15 protein-coding genes and 1 pseudogene are annotated in these 17,661 nt (G+C 40.8%); 10 read left to right on the plus strand and 6 right to left on the minus strand.

Going from position 1 to position 17,661, the window contains the following annotated elements; translation table 11 throughout:
* Nucleotides 1-2 precede the first annotated feature (2 nt).
* The 4 genes from bcp (at nucleotide 3) to vsple_RS10295 (ending at nucleotide 2,713) form a co-directional block, all read left to right on the plus strand.
* Complete coding sequence (gene bcp / locus vsple_RS10280) at nucleotides 3-467, plus strand: thioredoxin-dependent thiol peroxidase (RefSeq protein ID WP_076674272.1); 465 nt, start codon at nucleotides 3-5, stop codon at nucleotides 465-467.
* 39 nt (nucleotides 468-506) lie between these two features.
* A complete protein-coding gene (locus tag vsple_RS10285; RefSeq protein WP_261881938.1) occupies nucleotides 507-1,178 on the plus strand; it encodes a recombinase family protein in 672 nt (223 codons plus the stop codon).
* A gap of 435 nt (nucleotides 1,179-1,613) precedes the next feature.
* Complete coding sequence (locus vsple_RS10290; RefSeq protein WP_261881939.1) at nucleotides 1,614-2,060, plus strand: diadenylate cyclase; 447 nt, start codon at nucleotides 1,614-1,616, stop codon at nucleotides 2,058-2,060.
* Nucleotides 2,057-2,713 carry a Cap15 family cyclic dinucleotide receptor domain-containing protein gene (locus vsple_RS10295; RefSeq protein ID WP_261881940.1) on the plus strand — a complete coding sequence of 219 codons (657 nt, stop codon included), beginning with the start codon at nucleotides 2,057-2,059 and terminating at the stop codon, nucleotides 2,711-2,713. The genes vsple_RS10290 and vsple_RS10295 overlap by 4 nt, the downstream gene beginning before the upstream one ends.
* Nucleotides 2,714-2,774: 61 nt before the next feature.
* Here the strand turns inward: vsple_RS10295 and vsple_RS10300 are convergent, their stop codons facing one another.
* Genes vsple_RS10300 through vsple_RS10315 form a run of 4 tightly spaced genes read right to left on the minus strand, consistent with a single transcriptional unit; the run spans nucleotide 2,775 to nucleotide 7,220 of the window.
* A complete protein-coding gene (locus vsple_RS10300; protein WP_261881941.1) occupies nucleotides 2,775-3,230 on the minus strand; it encodes a Mov34/MPN/PAD-1 family protein in 456 nt (151 codons plus the stop codon).
* Nucleotides 3,218-4,951, minus strand: coding sequence for a ThiF family adenylyltransferase (locus vsple_RS10305; protein ID WP_261881942.1), 1,734 nt, complete (start codon nucleotides 4,949-4,951; stop codon nucleotides 3,218-3,220). Before vsple_RS10305 ends, vsple_RS10300 begins: the two co-directional genes overlap by 13 nt.
* A 6-nt stretch (nucleotides 4,952-4,957) precedes the next feature.
* Nucleotides 4,958-6,211, minus strand: a complete 1,254-nt coding sequence (locus vsple_RS10310; protein WP_261881943.1) for a CBASS cGAMP synthase — start codon at nucleotides 6,209-6,211, stop codon at nucleotides 4,958-4,960.
* A complete protein-coding gene (locus vsple_RS10315; protein ID WP_261881944.1) occupies nucleotides 6,180-7,220 on the minus strand; it encodes a CBASS cGAMP-activated phospholipase in 1,041 nt (346 codons plus the stop codon). The genes vsple_RS10310 and vsple_RS10315 overlap by 32 nt, the downstream gene beginning before the upstream one ends.
* A gap of 583 nt (nucleotides 7,221-7,803) precedes the next feature.
* Here vsple_RS10315 and ppl point away from each other — a divergent pair.
* From ppl to vsple_RS10330, 3 genes are all read left to right on the plus strand, one after another.
* On the plus strand, nucleotides 7,804-10,530 hold the full coding sequence (gene ppl, locus vsple_RS10320) for an anti-phage protein Ppl (RefSeq protein ID WP_261881945.1): 2,727 nt from the start codon (nucleotides 7,804-7,806) through the stop codon (nucleotides 10,528-10,530).
* A gap of 684 nt (nucleotides 10,531-11,214) precedes the next feature.
* Entirely contained in the window at nucleotides 11,215-11,820 is a 606-nt protein-coding gene (locus vsple_RS10325; protein WP_261881946.1) for a Cap15 family cyclic dinucleotide receptor domain-containing protein, read from the plus strand.
* Complete coding sequence (locus vsple_RS10330) at nucleotides 11,813-12,925, plus strand: nucleotidyltransferase-like protein (RefSeq protein ID WP_261881947.1); 1,113 nt, start codon at nucleotides 11,813-11,815, stop codon at nucleotides 12,923-12,925. Before vsple_RS10325 ends, vsple_RS10330 begins: the two co-directional genes overlap by 8 nt.
* 475 nt (nucleotides 12,926-13,400) lie before the next feature.
* Here vsple_RS10330 and vsple_RS10335 read toward each other — a convergent pair whose 3' ends face one another.
* Nucleotides 13,401-13,694, minus strand: coding sequence for a hypothetical protein (locus vsple_RS10335; protein WP_261881948.1), 294 nt, complete (start codon nucleotides 13,692-13,694; stop codon nucleotides 13,401-13,403).
* A gap of 204 nt (nucleotides 13,695-13,898) precedes the next feature.
* Between vsple_RS10335 and vsple_RS10340 the strand changes: the two genes are divergently transcribed.
* Both vsple_RS10340 and vsple_RS10345 read left to right on the plus strand, forming a co-directional pair.
* On the plus strand, nucleotides 13,899-14,567 hold the full coding sequence (locus vsple_RS10340) for a hypothetical protein (RefSeq protein WP_261881949.1): 669 nt from the start codon (nucleotides 13,899-13,901) through the stop codon (nucleotides 14,565-14,567).
* Nucleotides 14,568-14,704: 137 nt separating this feature from the next.
* The gene (locus vsple_RS10345; RefSeq protein ID WP_261881950.1) at nucleotides 14,705-15,919 is read left to right on the plus strand and encodes a DUF3644 domain-containing protein; all 1,215 of its coding nucleotides are present in this window, start codon (nucleotides 14,705-14,707) and stop codon (nucleotides 15,917-15,919) included.
* A 795-nt stretch (nucleotides 15,920-16,714) separates the two neighbouring features.
* Here the strand turns inward: vsple_RS10345 and vsple_RS10350 are convergent.
* Entirely contained in the window at nucleotides 16,715-16,966 is a 252-nt protein-coding gene (locus vsple_RS10350) for a hypothetical protein (RefSeq protein ID WP_016791413.1), read from the minus strand.
* 532 nt (nucleotides 16,967-17,498) lie between these two features.
* Here vsple_RS10350 and vsple_RS10355 point away from each other — a divergent pair.
* Nucleotides 17,499-17,636, plus strand: a pseudogene (locus vsple_RS10355) (thioredoxin-dependent thiol peroxidase); the annotation flags it as partial.
* Between the last annotated feature and the right edge of the window lie 25 nt (nucleotides 17,637-17,661).

Here is a 17,661-nt window from a genome sequence, read left to right on the forward strand (position 1 = left end):
CGATGGCAATAGAAGTTGGACAAACTGCACCAGATTTTACCCTGAACGACCAAAACAATAACCCAGTGACGCTATCTGAGCTTCAAGGAAAGAAGGTGCTGTTGTACTTCTACCCACGAGCTTCAACACCCGGCTGTACCGTTCAGGCTCAAGGTCTGCGTGATACGAAAGCTGAACTAGATGCTCACAATGTTGTTGTGCTTGGTATTAGCCCTGACACCCCAAAAAAGCTGACGAACTTTATCAACAAGCAAGAGCTTAACTTCACTCTACTAGCTGATGAAGAACACGAAGTTTGTGAGAAGTACGGTGTTTGGCAACTCAAGAAGTTCATGGGCCGTGAAAATATGGGCGTTGTAAGAACAAGCTTCCTGATTGATGAGTCTGGTAACCTCGAACATGTATTCAACAAGTTCAAGACCAAAGATCATCATGAAGTTGTATTGGACTACCTAAAAAACAAATAATCGTCTAGGAACAATTAACTCTTCAACTTGGGGGCAGGCGTGATTGGTTACATTCGAGTATCAGATTCACAGAGAGCCGATGGTGAATCTCAAAGAGAAGCTATCAAGGCGTACGCCACTAAACATGGTATCCAAATATCAGATTGGATCGAAGAACATGTGCCTGCCACCAAGACAGAACTGAGTGAGCGGAAGTTATATTCCCTCATCTCCTCTCAACAAAGCATCATTGTATCGGATATAACTCGTCTGGGTCGCCACAAGGTTATGGAGTTAGTAGGTGCTATAGGCCAAATCGCCTCATATGGTGAGCTACACTTAGCATATAACGACACCATCATAAGTTCAAAAAACGTTGATAACGCTGAGATCATTTTTACCGTGATTGGGCAGTCGTTTGCCAGCGCAGTAGAGGCTCAGAAACGCTCTGAGCGAACTAAAGCGGGTCATGCCAAACGCAAGGCCAAAGGCCTATCATCTGGCCGCCAAAAGGGGCAGAAGGTTAAATCCAAGCTTGATGAGCATACAGCGTTCATATTGAATATGCTTGATTCTGACAAGTCAAAAACTGAGGTTTTAAGAAAGCTTAGTGACAAAGGGGTACAAGTGTCTCGAAGTCGTTTCTACTCTTGGCTGGAAGACCGTGGCCTGCATAACAAGAAAGCAGAGTTTCAGGCGGACATGTTCACTAAGCAGCCGACTCAGTGCTGATTATCCCTTAATCATAATCACCCTTAATCATAATTGGCTAGCTTATTTATGCCCCATTCTTTGCCAGCGGCCCTCAGCGTCACAATTCACAGTGAGGTTGTTTGGCCTACTTTTGCTAATGTCATCACGTCTGCTTGATTGGCCTATGTGTATAATAACCAACGGGAATGAACATGTAAGTTCTCCCGTTATTTAGAAGTGCCCACCTTTAAGCGAGAGTGTCTATTGATTTGTAATCGTATCGGGTGTTTTAGTCTGTCAATTCTTTCGGGGGGACTGTTAAGAAAATGAGGTTAGATACTTTACGCATATGATGCGTTGCTTCTGATAATTAAGCTTTGGTATGCTCAATGCCAGTAATTATGTCTGAGTGATATTAAGTTTTTGAGTTGTCATGTTTTTGGGTGTTTAAGGTCGATGGATTAGAGTTGATAGATGAAACAGAATTTTTTATTAAATGTAGTTATCGACAAAGTAAATAAAGGTCTACCGATTGGATTCACTGGGTTAGGTATTGTATTAATAGATGAAGAAATAGGGTCGCTGCCAGTTTCGCCTCTCTTAAGTGAAATTGGCTTCCAAAGCAAACTATTAGATGCTACAAAAATCGTGGATTTTTTATTTTCAATATCCAATGTTACTGATGAAAGACATGATGGGTTTCATATCGTTAGTCAAAAGAAGGGGTTATCAAAAATATCTCAGTACTTTAGTCCAATAATCCCCCAAGACTTCAATGGGACTGTGTTTGATGTAGGAGCAAGGTATAGAACTGCTCAATATGGGTCGCTATATGAAAGCGTTGTATCTGTTATTGTTGTTAGTCAAAAGGGGCAGATTTCGGTTGCTAAAGATGGGGTTGTGGAGTTGATAGTCGAATGAATCAAACAGAAGTGAAAGTATTTTCGGCGGGTTCAATTTTTATAGGTGCTACTTTTTGGGTTGTTCCTTTTTTTTTAAACGGGTTTGAAGTTTTATCCCTTGATAGCCTTAAGTATCTCAATCTGGGAGTTACTATGGCAGGATTGTTTTGGTTTTTCTATTTTAAATGGGCTTGGAAGTGGAACTTCCTTAGAAAGATTTTATATCGTCCCAATCTAAATGGAACATGGCTTGGTGAGTTTGAGTCTGATTGGACAAATGAGCTAGGAGAAGTAAATCCACCAAAAAGATTTGTTCTCGTCATTCGGCAGCATTGGTTTACGATATCTGTACGAGCATTTACGTCATTACAAAAAACAGAGTCATATGTTGAAACCCTAATGATTGATGATAATAAAGGAGCAAAGCTTCTTGCTTATCTTTTCTCTGAAAAGCGTGCTGGAGTAGGAGAGCATGGCCCGAGGCAAGGGGCTGCAGAGTTGGATTTAGTGGAAGCTTCAGCTAAGAAAATATTGGAAGGACACTTTTGGACTCAAGCTGGTACGCGTGGTTACATACGCGTAAAACAAATCTCTGATAGTGTTCATATGGATTCTTTCGAGCAAGCAGAAAGTAAATGGTCAGATAACGATCACTGGAAATCGGTCCAATAGCGTAGGGACAAGCTTTGTTCTTGGCTAGCTCTATATAAAGCGGATACAGTGGGCTGTTTTTCTATAGTGATATAGAAACTAACTTGTTAGATCGCCAGAGGGCTAACCAGTCACTCTGTATACCCAGTATTACAACAAGCATTGGAGAGCCAGTTAGCACCCGTTGCCACTCAATTATATCCAACCCTGAAGGCTGTGGTGTATGTTGAGCGTGCGTGTGCCAATCACCAATATATGACTGAGATCCAGATGACCGCTTCCAGTAGTTCATAGCGAAGTCTTGATGACTATGGTCACGGCGACCAAAGAAGCACCTACGTTGAATGTCTTTATTCCCAGGCGTAGATACATCAACAATTCTAAGATCATTCCCTCGGTACTCACCAATGATTATTCCCCCTGATTCAACAGAATCTGACATACATTGACGGTAAGGGGCTAACTTACTGAAAACACCTGCTTCAATTAAGATCCGAGTTCCATCTTCTGCAAGCAGCACCTGTTCTATATCCCACATGCAGGACAATCCTCTCTCTTTTTTATCCGCTTATCTTTAATGTTAGTTGCTTTGTCAGTGATCCTTCGTATTAGGAGCTTGGGAGATCGTTCACTTCGGTTGTTGAGTAATTCTAGGGCTAATCCAGCTGCGCTCATACTCGCCTCATTGCCAAACGGCAATACGTTCTCACCACAGGCCTTACGGAAGCTTTGAGTGGCTTCCTCTATATCAGATGATTTAAGACCAGGGTATATCTCCGTTTTACTTCCATTGCTTCCATAAACGAACTGACAGGCATAGCAAGCGGAGTTTGAGTTATCATTCAGAAGGGCTTTGGCTACATGTCCAAAGGCGCTTATCCAGCTATGTACTAGAGATATTCGGTTTCCATTTGAGCGATGCTGATTCACAGCTTTCGCCAACTGAAGAGAAAAGGCATGATCACCTGTGGCATCTATTAGTATATCAAATTCATTTAAATTCTCGTTAGCAAAGAAGCGTCGACGAGGAATAGCTTTGAGTTGAGGAAAACTCTTTTTTAATTGATGACAAAGTGCTTCGGCTTTATTCTCGCCATAGTAAGGTATTCCTAGTATATGTCTCGTGGTGTTTCCCGGCTTGAAGGTATCATCATCGAACAAGCTAAATTGAAACTTGCTCCCTGCCCCTAGGCTTGCTAATGATTTGGTGAGATGCCCGCCAATTGTCCCACAACCTATAAGAGCTACTCGTTTTGAGCTAAGTGGTAGTGTAGGTGTTCGTGAATTCCTAGCTGTTAAAAAATCGTGGTATGCCGGAATTGCTTTAATTCGGCTCACTTTGCTTCTAGAGTTGAGCAAACGTTCTTTTAACTTATCCCTAGATTGTTTGCCTCTAGCTCGTTTTTGCTTGGGCCCGTAGTACTTTCGGATACACTTTTGATCTTCGAGTAGTAGCTGATATTCAAAACCAAAAGCATAGTCTTCAAACCCCAAGGTTATTACTACTTTTCTGCTTGTGCTACCCTTGGCCAAGGGTAACTGAGAAATTTTCTCAAATAGCTGCTCCAGCAAAACCTCTCCTTCCGTACCTTCAAAGATCCACCTTTTAAACTCTGCTGTTGACTCTGGGGGCCAAGAACGAGTGAATGGAACAAAAGGAGCGTGTGTCATTTCTAGGTAAACCACATCACCGACATAATCAATGTCCCCCTTTGTGTTGCGTAGCTTGCTCCATTGCTCTGCAACTTCATCAGAGTGACAAATAAGGTATTCAGCAACAGTGTCTCCACTAATAGGACTTATCCTGTTATATCGGTACAGTGTAAGGTCATTATGCTGACGCGGATCCGAAATTAAGTAGTACTCCTTACCTGTCCAGTACACAAAGAACTCATTGTAGAAGTCTTTGTTAAAGTCACCAGACTCCCACAGTTCGATGATTTCTTCGAGTTTAGTAATCCATGCTGCAACTAGTGAACGAGGATTCATTGGATCGAGTACAGAAGTATCAGAGAACAAACAGCAACGATACCCGTTAAACCACAGTAAATGAGGAAGCTTCCTCCCTTGAAGCTGCTTAGGGAGCTCTAATAAGTAAGGAAATTGAACATGGTGCAGATAGTTGGGGTACACTTTAAACTGCACCACGTAGCGGCCAAGAGGCTTATTATAAGTCTTGGTAAAGCTGCGTGCTTCTTGATCGAAAGAGGGGGTAAAGGTATACCCCCGGAAGTTAAATTCTTCATAGACCTCTAGCACTAAGTATTACCCCGCATCTTGATTGGCAACATTCGGTTGAGGCTGAGCGATTGCCGGTTGACTTCGGATAGCTTCAGCGACCGTGATAGTAACTACTAGGCCAGGAATATTTGGGATGCGATCACCAAAGACGGCTTGTAAGTTTGTTATAGCTTCAGAAGCGGTAGAAGCATTTAGTCCTGCTGTAACATGGCTATTAAGCAACTCAGCTTTTTGATAAATATCTTCTAACTCTTGTTCCAACATGTTTGATTTAGGGAACAGTTTTTCATTTTTATTAGGTTCAGCATCATTCGGTACACCGTTACGTAACTGTGATGCTAGCCTCTTAACACACTCATCAAGAGCAACAGAATCAGTTAGCTTACGTAAACGGTCTTGCGCTGCAAGCTCCTGAAAAGTTAAGACAACACAGGTCATCAGAGCTACTGATGATGGCCCCCCTGTTTTGAACGCTTTGTCTCGCCAAGCTTTCAAATAACGGCACACACGGCGACAAACATGCGTACCACTCATGTCTTTGTAGTAAGAGAAGTTCTGACTAAAGTACTCATTCAAAAGCTTAGGGTCACTTACCGTCCATGATTCAGTATTTCTTAGAGCCAGATTAACTTCATTTGGTTCTAAGCGCACATATTCAGGAGCTGCGTCCATAGACGCATTAGCTGATTCGAGTGCGAGTGACTCCGTTTTCATAGATAAGTAGCGCTTTCTTGGAATTGCATATAGTGGAACATCCACATGGAGGTCTGTGCCAAGAATTACACGTGAACATGTATTTTTTTTATCAGAGAACTTCCAGCCCTTTCTTCTCGCGAGATCATTCAAAGTACCATCAACAAACTTAAAGAATAAGTCCTTGTTCAGCACAGGTTTGTCCTCAAACATATCGATCGGCAGGTAAATACCATCATCAAGATCCATTTGTTGAGGAGGCTGGCAGGGTTTATTCATCGTTTTGTAAACAATCGAGCCTTGTGGTGCAAATTTGGGAGTAAGGTTGGCTAACACTTCATAAGCATCCTGATCTAAGGCTCGCAGCTTGGTTTCTATAAAACTGACATTCGGCTTTATATCTAGCACCCATTTATCCCCATTTTTACGAAAGCTATTGGATAGATCCTGAAAGCGTATCCGTAACTCTTTTCTAACTTCTCTCCTTGCTTCGTAAAGCAGCTCCATTTTTGATTGATGAGGCTCGATGTTACCCATGAAGCCATGTTTAGAATCATTTAGTAGACGACTTACATCCTGCCTCATACTCATCTCCTCTTGCAGTGTAGAATGTCACTTTTTGTCGTTGGTGTTCGAAGAAAGCTCGAACATTTTCCTTACCTAGTGCGTACTGGGCGCTATTGGCAGCCTGAAATTGCATATACTCTGCTGACTTGTCGTTTGAATCATCAAGCTCAATGTTGTGGGCACCACGGTCATCGAGTTGAACAAATCTGTCACCAAGATTATGTTGGGTCATAAAGGTTTGCCAGCGCTCAGTGGTATCCATCATCATTGCTGTTAGCTTTTTTCCTAGTCCCCAGCTACCAATGTAACCGAAGGAACCTGAAGATTTAGCCGGTATAGCTACATCTGTTCCCATTGTGCCAACAGCTAACATGTGAACCTCTTGAGGATCCACATTAAGGAATCGGTCATTGCATAGTTCGTGGTAGATACTGAAAGCTGGTAGGTTGGCCCAAAGCCCACCATCAAGCATTAGCCCATCTTCCATTTTATGAGGGGGAAAGTAAGTCGGGGCAGCACTGGTGGCAAGTGCAACATCAATAACATTGCGCTCACCATCTAGCGTAAACTTTGGGTGGTGAGGAGTCTTGAATGTTTTTGGGGCACCAGTTGAACCGTTAAGCGCTGGTATAAGTACCCGAGTATGAAGATCCTTGACTTTTAAGTCGCCTACAGCAGAATAGATGCATTTTTTCAATGGCTTAGGTGAGAACTTGCTTCCAAAAAGTTGCCTAAATAAACGATAAGCAGAACCCAACAGCCACAGGTTTTGAGGGAAAATATCTTTACGGTTTTTGTCGAGCACTTTCTTGAGTGCTCTGGCGTTAACCCCGCTTGCTAACCCTAGAGCTAGAATGCCTCCAATAGATGTTCCACCGATGATGTCAAAGTGATCCGCGATATTGTAATCTGGATCTCCATTAGAGTAATTATTTTCAAGTGTGGCCAACAAAGATATTGTGTAGAGTCCACGAGTGCCACCACCACTTAAAACTAGAGCCTGGACACGGCCACTTAGTTGATTCACCGTTATTACCTATGAATAGATATACATATGACCATTATTCAAGGTAACAGGCAGTTTACGCAAGGAAAACGATGAAGAAATAGCGTATTGGACAAGTAAAAGTGGCGGACAGCCTGCAATAGTGGTATTTCGCTAGTTTAAGCTTTGTGTAGTTAATTCGTCGACATGCCGAGTAATTTAAGCAGCTCAATTTCTATATCTTTAGCCCAAATGTAGTGGCATAGTGAATCTGGCCACTACATTAGAGGTTTTGCCATACCTCAAGTAATCCGCTAAATGCTAATTTAGCAGTGCATATAACACGGAAATGTCCAAAGGTGTTCTGACGCCGAACGCTGCAAAACACATTTTTGCCCCAAAACGTGTTTCGTTGTTCTTTAGCTACCATTAGATGATCTTATGACCGGCAAAGTTATTTTGCACAAACAATGGCAATGAAGCACAGAACAAACGAGTATGATTTGACATGAACCACCTCAATTCAACATCAATAGACCATCTCCCAATCCCTACTTAGATACTCAAATTATTTCTTTGTAATGCAAGCATGGACATAGCCTAATGAAAACCTAGAAGGTAGACTATGGCGTATTATAACTCTCTGTTTTATAAACTTTTTGGGAGGCATTTAATATCTGTAGGTTCCAAGTGGTATAAATTCGATTTCCATAATCACACTCCTGCTTCAAATGATTATCAAGATTCTGCGCTATCCGATCGAGATTGGTTGTTTGCTTACATGAAGCAGGAAGTAGATGCTGTAGTAATCAGTGACCATAACACTGGGGCACGAATTGACAGCTTAAAAACAGAACTGCTTCAGATGAAAGTCGAAGCTGATAGTGGAGGCTTAGACGGTTTTAGGCCACTCACATTGTTTCCTGGTGTAGAGTTAACGGCTACAGGGAATGTGCATGTTTTAGCTATCTTTGATGAACTAAGTACAGGCGCTGATATTGAGCGTTTGATTGGACAGTGCAACGGAAATGCTCCTGTTCCTAGAGAGCCTAATCATCAATTAGTACTTCGAGATGGAGTTGCAAGTATAGTTAGCTCAATCAAACAGTATGAAAATGCGGTTTCTGTTCTGGCGCATATTGATGCAGCTAAAGGTGTTTTAAGTGTTACTAACCAAACTGAACTTACAGATGCTTTTGAAGCAAAACCAGATGCTTTAGAAATTCGTTTTGATCTCACCGATATAACGGATGGTACCCACAAACGCTTGATCGAAGATTTACCTAAACTGAGAGGCTCTGATGCCCATCACCCAGACAATGCAGGCTTACGCACTTGTTGGTTAAAAATGTCAGATTTAAACTTTGATGGATTAAAAAGCGCACTACTAGACCATAAGAACTGTGTTCTGCTTGACTCATCACCTCCTTCAGAGCCAAGTTTGCAACTTAGAAAGCTAAAATTAAAAACTAGAATTTGTAGCTCAGAAGATGGTCAGCCTGCGGAGTTAGAGTTCAATCCTTTCTACAATGCGATCATTGGTTCTCGTGGTAGCGGTAAGTCTACAATTATCGAAAGTATTCGTCTTGGAATGCGAAAGGTTAACGAACTGTCTCCGAAATTAGATAAAACTCTTGAAAGGTTTAAGTCTATTGGAAAAGGTATGAGTGAAGACTATGAGATAGAGTGCATATATCGTAAAGATGGTAGTGACTTCAAACTAACTTGGAAACCGGACAATACTACGACGCTTCATTCAATTATTGATGGAGAGTTGGTTGAAGACTTGAATTGGTCTACTGAACGATTTGGAATTTCAATATACAGCCAAAAAATGCTATTTGAATTAGCATCTGACAACGATGCTTTTTTAAAAGTATGTGATGAAAGCAAATTTGTAAACAAGCGTCAATGGAAGGAAAAGAAAGAAGAGCTTGAACGTAACTTCAAAAATGAACAGATTAATTTAAGGGATTTACTAGCAAAACAAAGTACTAGCTCAGCATTAAGTGGACAGCTTTCAGATGTGTCTCGTTCAATAGAAAAGTTGAGTGAAAGCCCTTACTACACAGTAAAAACAAATCTTAGTCGACTGGAGTCAGAACATTTTCTAATTCATGAAGTTCTTGATTCTGAAATGGCTTTTCTAGATGACATCGATAGTAAGGTGCCGGCACAAACGTTACACACAGAGCCAACAGACCGCTCAGAGCAGTATCATAAAGTGGTACAACAATTCCAAGTTATTCAAGCTCAAGGTAATCGGAACATCAGATCTGCGTTAGAGAGTGCCAGACAACAATATGCTGCTTTGTATAGAAGTGCTCAAATAACAGAACTAGCTGACCTGATTGCTGCTGAAAAAGAAAATGTGGATCGCGAGGCAAACTCCTTGAGAGCTCAAGGCTTGGATCCGGATAAGTTAGACAGCTTAGTCGAACAGCAGACGAATTTATCGGTTGAGCTGCGAGAGTACAATGATTTAGATGTAAAAATAACTCAAGCAAAACAGAACATTACACAGATACTTACCGAAATAAAAGAGCATAGAAAGGTCTTAACAGAGAGGAGAAAAGAATTTATTGCCTCTTTGAACTTAGATGGTCTTGAAATCAAAGTCTTGCCTTTAAATGCACCACCTAAATCAATAGTAGAGAGCTATCAAGAGGTTACAGGTATTCAAGCCTTCTCTGATCGCATATATGACCAAGAATCAGGCTCGGGTTTTATAAAGCAGTTCATTGAACATCAAACATATGCCCCCATCGATCGTATGATTGAACAAAAATACGCATACCTAGAGGCGCTGAAGGAGCGTCATCTGAAAATTGTTGATGGCACTCTAACTGAACAAATCGATATTCATGGTTCGTATAGAAATCGTATTGCTTCTCTCTCAGATGACTCACTTGATAATCTCATGTGTTGGTTTCCAGATGATGGGATACACATTCGCTATCGAGCATTGAATAGTAGGATGGAAGACATTGAATCAGCGTCACCAGGACAGAAAGCCGCTAGTATGCTGCAATTCCTGTTGTCTTACGGTACGGACCCTCTGTTGTTGGATCAACCAGAAGATGACTTAGATTGCATGATGTTGAGTCAAAGTGTAATTCCAGCTATTGCTGCAAATAAGCAAAGAAGGCAACTAATCATTGTCTCTCACTCCGCACCTATTGTTGTCAATGGTGATGCAGAGTATGTGATAAGCATGATTCATGACAAAAATGGTCTAAGGCCTAATATCTGTGGGGCACTGCAAACACAAAATGTCAAAGAATTGATTTGTAATCAGATGGAAGGTGGTGAAAAAGCATTCCGTTCACGGTTTAGTCGTATCTTGAGTTAGGCTAACTATACGCAGAACTTACTTACAATTATTTATCCGAAGCAACCAAGTTGAGTATCTCGCCTAACTTGGTTTTGTCCAGAGGTGTGCTAAAGCTAATCGTGGCAAACACACCTTTGCCCCATTCCAAGCTAGCGATGTTAAACCTCACAACTCATAGTAACGTGGTTTGACCTACTTTTTCTTACCTGAATGATGTCCAGTAAGCTGGGGGCGTACCACATAGCCTTGAGCTAAAAGGTAACAATGAATTCTTTCTTGATATCAAAGCTGCGTGTCGAGAGAACGGAAAATACGATTACACAAAAGTGGCGACCAAGCTTGAGCAATAGTTCAACAAGATCTTAGGTGAAGATAGAAACGGAAAGTTTAAAGAGATTAACGATGTTTTCTATTAAGAGATGGAAAGTGAGAACTGTTTCAGCCGTTTTAAAATCTATATTTCTGAGTTGGTTAAACAACTTGATTATAGAGTGGAAATGCGAGAAGAGCTCAGTGAGCTAAAGAAGATTCGCAAGAACATCGGTTCTGCAATCACAACCAACTATGACAAGCACAATAACGAGACTAGAACAAAATAGCTAATGATTACTGCTAATTACATCTCACGGCCGAACACAACTGATTGAATATGAAGTATAGTATCCTCACGTTTGTTACGGACAATGACATGAGGTAATTAATTTGCACGACTATGCAATCTTTGGTCACAGCAGAACGACTATTGGTCGATGGCTTGGTGTGGCATCCATTACTTTGAGTGGAGGTGCATCAAGCCTTTTTGCTTGGGCACAAACCGCAAGCGGGTGGACGGTGTTTGCTGGTGCATCATTGACGGCAGCATTCATTTATTTTGTTCTCCATTTGCTGTTTGATAAATACGCTTGGAAATTGCCGTTTTTTAAAATCCCAGATTTAAATGGCGTTTGGGAGGTTCGGGGTGAGACCCTCGAGGAAGATGGGAAAGTTCGTTTTCCTTGGACTGCCCAGATAGATATTGAGCAAACATGGGAAAAAATAGCGATTTGCCTTAAAACGTCGCAGAGCTCAAGCGAAAGTTACACTGCCACTATAAGCAAAAAGGCGGGAACAAACGGCGGCTGGGTACTTCATTATAGTTATGCGAACACTCCAGAGGCAGGACAGTACCATGAGCTTAATGCTCACAAAGGATATTGCGAGGTGATTATCGACAAAGCACTAACGAGTGGAGAGGCGAATTACTTCAATAGCAATGGACGCCGTACTTTCGGCAAAATGTATCTAACGAGAGAGGGATTGAATGATTAACTTTGAGAATAGATTAACAAAGCTGAAAGACCGACGCCAAGGAACACGAGAATTAGACCTTATTGAGAAAGGTTATGCGACAAACGCGACCTTTGACTCACGTCCGATTGAATACTACGAAAGCCTCACAGAGAGTGCAGGTGTCAAGTATGTTATAGGAGCTATGGCTGCGGTGAGTCCTGAATCTACAGCGGTCTCGATTAATGAGGGAGAGCGAGTAGCTGATACGCTAATTTCGATGTTAGGAACGGATAACATTCATACTGTTAAGAGAATGCAAGGTTCTGTTGCTTTGGATATTCACATTGAAGGTCATTCGGACGTAGACATGCTCATAATCTATCGTGATTTGGTTACCGTCCAAGTCCCCAAATTGGATGGGCAGCCTCTAGCTCCATGTGATGACACACGCCCCATGAAAGATATCATTCGTGAGGTAAGAACAGAATCTGAGGATAAGCTGACCACTAGGTATTACGCTGCTAATGTTGATTGCACTGGGAACAAATCAATCGCGTTGAGCGGAGGAAGTCTTAAACGAAAAGTCGATATAGTTCCCGCATGTTGGCACAATTGTCACGACTATCAACGTTCTTATCTTGAACACGACAGAACCATAAAAGTGTACCACAAAGGTGATCACGAACTTATAGCAAACAAACCATTTCTGCATATCAAGAATGTTAATGATCGTGATTCAATCTATGATGGCAACCTCAAGAAGGTTGTACGTTTGATGAAGAATATAGTTGCTGATTTACCAGCGAATAAACATAGAGTAGCTAAAAGGCTTTCGAGTTATGACATAACAGGTATTGCCTTTAACATGGATAGTAGGTTACGGGTACCAAGTTTTTTTCCGCTAGCACTTTTGCAAGAACTGAATGGTTATCTTTGGGAATTATCTCTAGATGCTAATGCCCGCAGTTCAATCGAAGTCCCAGATAAAACACGCAAGGTTTTTGATAGTGAAGAAAAAGAAGAAGCCCTAGAGTTGCTAAGGGAGGAAGTGAGCGCGTTATGTTACGCTGTACATAAAGAAATCGCTCCTTTCGCAACAGAGTACTCTCCTCAAAATCTTAAGGATAAAATAATTGCTGTTTAGAACAGACATTCTCGTCTGTGGTCAAAATGTGGATCTTTGTGAGAAGCTCAACTCTGTTATTGTATTAAGGTTCTGATTTTTATTGTTTTTTTATTCGCTATTGAAATCAAAAAAACCACCTTTGGGTGGTTTTTTCTGACTTGTTGAGCTGATAGAACTTCTAACTTGTTGTCGTTGCATAGAGAAATTCGCTACCTTGACGCCTGCACAGCACATGGTTGCAATACCTCAAGTAATCCGAATAGTCCGAGTATGTTTGCACTATTACCTCGTTTTTGCCCAAAGGTGTGCTGACGGGACATGAAACATGAAAATGGCGTATTCCCTCTCAGCGCGAAAGTCTCTAGTCACAATCTGTAGTTGTACGTCTGTCTTACTAGTAAAAAGCCGTATAGAGACCGCTATATCAATGAGTCTGGGGTATCATTAAGATGTTAGTCAGAGAAAACTATAAATATAATCAGCTAAAGTGGCTCTATTCTGCGTTGAGTGGGTTTTGTGCAGCATATTTCTTAGCACTTTTTAGTGGGTCAAGTAGCATTGATGACTCGACATGCTTATTTATATCAACACTACTTTTTTCGATATGTTTTCCTGTGTTTACTGCTTTTGCAATAGTACATGTGCATATAGCGGAGATTGACCTGTCAGTTGAGCAGTGTGAAAAGGTATTAGGAGCTAGGATCGTAAGTACAATCGCAACTTCGAGCTTTTTTCTTCTTTTCTTTGCTGTAGCTTTCTTGATGGCTTTCTTCTCACCATGGTTCATGTTTATGTTCGTTATTACTGCAATATTTTGCTTTGTCGCATTTGGAGTCTTGATTTTAAAACTACGTAAAGCATAAGCGCATAATCATTGATATAACAAACTCTTTAAGAGTGATTCGCAACGCTTGGCAGTTTCGCTTCGCTCAAGTATAGCCAAGCGCCGCTCACCTTGATGCGGCATTATAAATATTGGAAAGTTTACCGTATGAATCCTGATTTAAAAAATGTGGCTTCACATATGTTCCACCTTGGAACTGGTGCGTTACAGCATGCTAATTGGCACTCACATTATGGAAGCTATGAAAATCCGTTTTGGCCTGAGTTGTCAGTTCTACAAGCTGCACATTCTGCTGAAATTTTGATCAAGGCACGAATCGCCGAAGAACATCCATTATTGATCTTTGATCAAATCCCCAAATCAACACAAATTAATGATGATTTGCTCGACTTTGAACATCTCTTATCAAAAGCGAAGACAATTCAATATAGCGAACTTCCTGAAAGGCTTTGGGCGGCAACGGGAATAAAAATAAAGAATCTCGATACTTTCAAGAAGTTTGGTAATTTAAGAAATAATGTTCAGCATTTTGCAGCGCCTAAAGGCATAGACTGCAGTTTGGAAACGGTAAAGTTTATATTTGAGGTTATAGACCCATTTATCAACGAATGTTGGAACTTATTTGCAATTGATTTTAACGAAGACAGTGAACCCTATGAGTACCTGTTTAGCTACTTAGTTAGGAATAAAGTTCTCTTTATCGTTTCCCCTCAATGCCTTGAGGATTTTGAAAATATCGACTGTTGGGGTGACAACAGTGCTTACAATAATGAAATGAAAAGGCGTTTTGTAAAAGCTAAAGAAAAATATTTATAACAAGCGCTAAAAGACAGGTTCGCAACGCGTAGCATTTTTACCATGCTTTGATTTTAGTGCTTATGGTGGTGTGCAGAAACATTGCATTGCGTTGACCACAACTTAATCGGTCGTTAATGCAGTCAGTAGGTAGGTTTATGTTAGAGAAAAAATGGTCACAAGTAGACAAGGCGTATACATTCTTCCTTGAGAGTTTTAAGTCTGGACAAGAGTTTACGTTAGATGAGTTGGCTGAAAAGACAGGTTGGAGTGTATCTACAGTAAAAACGTATTTACGTAAAAAATGGGCCTCATTGCTGGAGCGAACGAACAATGGTTATAAGGTCACAGAAGTTATCACAACTTTTAACTCAACTACTTTTCGCCAACACCAAAGCCAAAAAGACGAGGTAGACAAGTACCTTCACCAGATCATGTTAGAAAAGGCTATCTCGGCGTGTATCTCAGCGATAGAAATATATAACAAACCTAATTTCCAGCATCGAGAAGAGACTTTTTCAATTCTAATGACAAATGCATGGGAACTTCTTCTAAAGTCTAAGTTGGTAAAGGATGGTGGTGACAATCCTGAGTCCATTCATATTTTTAATAAGGGGCAAGCAGTAATATCCCCAAGCGGTAACCCGAAAACGATTTCCTTGGGCGCAGCCCTGAATCGTTTACTAGCTAATGGTGCTATCCCAAAGGTGGTCGGAGATAACATTCGATTGTTAATGAATATCCGAGATGATTCGGTGCATTTTGTCTGTGGTGACCTTGAGTTGAGCACTAGTATCCAAGAAATTGGCACAGCATCACTTAAAAACTTCATGACTCTCGCGATGAACTGGTTCCACCATGACTTTAGTCGTTACAACTTCTACCTCATGCCAGTATCATTTTTCCATCTTTCAGATGTTGCTAGTTTTAGCGTGGATAGTGAGGTTAAGTCAAATCTCTTGAAGTATCTGAAAGACATTGAGAAAGACCATGAGCACGCCAAAGATGCGAACTATGCAATATCGTTGAAACTTCATACTAAGTTGGTAAAAACGACAAATGATGAAGCCTTACAAGTACGTCTAACTAATGATCCTGATGCGCCGGAAATTGTTCTTTCCGAAGAAGATGCTCTGAAAAACTATCCACACGATTACTACGAGCTGCTAGAAATACTCAAGACACGCTATACGAACTTTAAGCAAAATAAAGTCTTTCATGACCAAATGAGAACGTTAAAAACTGAAGGTGAGAGATACTGTAAACTGCGTCGATTAGATCCTGACAATCCTAAAAGTATTAGTAAAACTTTCTATCACAACAGGGTCATCGACCAGTTTGACCAGTGGTACGAAAGGGTTCGGGTGAAATAAGCACATATAAGATAAGAGACTCTGGCGTCAATAGCTAATTTTTGACGCCACCTTCAGTCCACATCACACCGTCCCTTAGCATCGAATTAAGTATCATAACCATTCAAGGTTTCAAGATACTTTTTCTAATCTAGAAGGGCTGTGTTAGTGCAATAGCGCTAAAACATTTATGTCCAGTTTCGTGCTGACGGGGCAGATAATCGTTAGGGCAGATAATCGTTACGCAGATTTGCGGCCTTTCCTTGTCAAAGGGGGCCAGTAAACCAAAAAACGCCTATTAAACTACGGTAGCTGGAAAAACTCCGCTTAAGAACTATCAGTGGCCATATACTGCCTAGTTGGAACTGGAATGCCCTAAGATTAAGTATTTAAAGGGCTAGGGCTGCTCTGATGGCCTTCAAATTATCATTATTTTCGGTTTAAAGCGCCCCTTCAAAGTCCATCGAAGGCTAGCAAGTTGCCAATCAATCATGGTTCAACCTTGTTCGTTTCCTAATGGTAGGTAAATTGGGATTTGAGGCGTTTTTTGAACGGTTCGTCAGGTTATAGTAGGGAAAATCCATTTAATGGCGGTTTTATAGTTATGTCGATTGCAATATGGTAGGGAAAACTCGATTCACTGCGGTTTTTGCAAGGTCTGTCATTATCTGGTCAGGAATCTCGGTTTTTAGGTTCGGTATTGATATTGAGTTTAAACAGGTAGTCCTATGACTTGTAAAAAGGGGCCGGCCCAAAGTTATGTTGATGCTCAGAGAAAATCGAAAACGTAAATACTATAAGAATAATGAAGTCTGACTATTCGTAACCTCCCTCAATCTTCATATCAATGTACTGCAGTAATGCTGAAGCACCATATTTGTTGATAATGTCTTGAGGTGTTATATGTCCATAGCTGGCCACCAAGTAGGAGGTATACCAACTTACATAATCTTCACCTAGAAGATCCAACCTATCCATAATTAACTCAGTATCAACGCTAGAAACAACCTGTCTAATGTTTTCCAATGGGTTTTCAATGTTCTGCCCTTTAGATTCATTACATTTCATAGTAAAAGACCTTCTTTAGTGATTTGGTGGGTGTCACCCTAATTCATCTATACTCAACTTCGAGTTTGCGTAGCAATACTATGAAAAGTCAAATCTAAAAATGTCCAACTAACCATCTAATTTAATGTCTCGGATTTTTTGAACATCTCGGAATGACTGCTTCTGTGATATCAGACACTCTCGTTAGCAACTTTTGTTATCCTTTAATAATTCACGCTTCGCCAAATCAGCGATCACCAAATCAGCGATCTTTCTAAAACGGAATTGTCCAAAAGTGAGTTGGGTGACGAGTGTATATGTGATCAGCAAGCGTCCTCTTCGTAATGCTATCAACTTATAGCAACGCCTTAGTTTTTATGACAAATTTGCGCTTGGAAAAGCGTCAAAATTAGCCCGATTTACAAAAAATTATGACAACTGCTATAATTGAGGTTCAAACAGAGAAATTACTAACCTAACTCACTGTTAAAAATAGAGTTTATTAGAAGTCGTCAGAAGTTGAGTCTGAAAAGTTTTCCAAGGGTAATATGCCATGGGTAAAGTTTACGATGGCCTGCACCGCATCAGCTTCTTAATCAACGAAGAAGGTGTCATTGAACATGTATTCAACAAGTTCAAGACAAAGACGCACCATGAAGTGGTTCTAGATTACTTCAAGCAGCAAGACTAAACCGCGCTCTGAACAACTTAAACCC

The organism is Vibrio pelagius (assembly GCF_024347575.1).
In the GTDB taxonomy this organism is placed as follows: domain Bacteria; phylum Pseudomonadota; class Gammaproteobacteria; order Enterobacterales; family Vibrionaceae; genus Vibrio; species Vibrio pelagius.